The sequence below is a fragment of the Pseudoalteromonas sp. S1612 genome (assembly GCF_005887175.1).
Lineage (GTDB): Bacteria > Pseudomonadota > Gammaproteobacteria > Enterobacterales > Alteromonadaceae > Pseudoalteromonas > Pseudoalteromonas undina.
In genome coordinates, this window is sequence record NZ_PNDH01000167.1 from 1 (window position 1) to 284 (window position 284).

Sequence of the window (284 nt, forward strand, 5' to 3'; positions counted from 1 at the left end):
CGCTTTACGGTTTTTGATTCACCACACTCTAGTGATGACGATGACGATACTCTCAATACTACAGTCCCTTTTCAAGTAGCTTATGCAGTATCCATCCATAAGGCACAGGGCTTAGAATATAGTTCGGTGAAAATAGTAATCACAGATGCGAATGAAGATGATATATCCCATAGTATTTTCTATACAGCAATTACGAGAGCTATGGATCGTTTAAAGATATTTTTGACTCCAGAAACTCAACAAAAAGTCCTGAATAAACTTACTAGAAAAGCTAGTCATAAAGA

1 protein-coding gene is annotated in these 284 nt (G+C 36.3%); it reads left to right on the forward strand.

The features are described 5' to 3' along the window. Positions 1 to 284, forward strand: a 284-nt coding sequence (locus tag CWB78_RS18545; RefSeq protein ID WP_171040369.1) for an ATP-binding domain-containing protein, incomplete at both ends; no start/stop codon positions are given.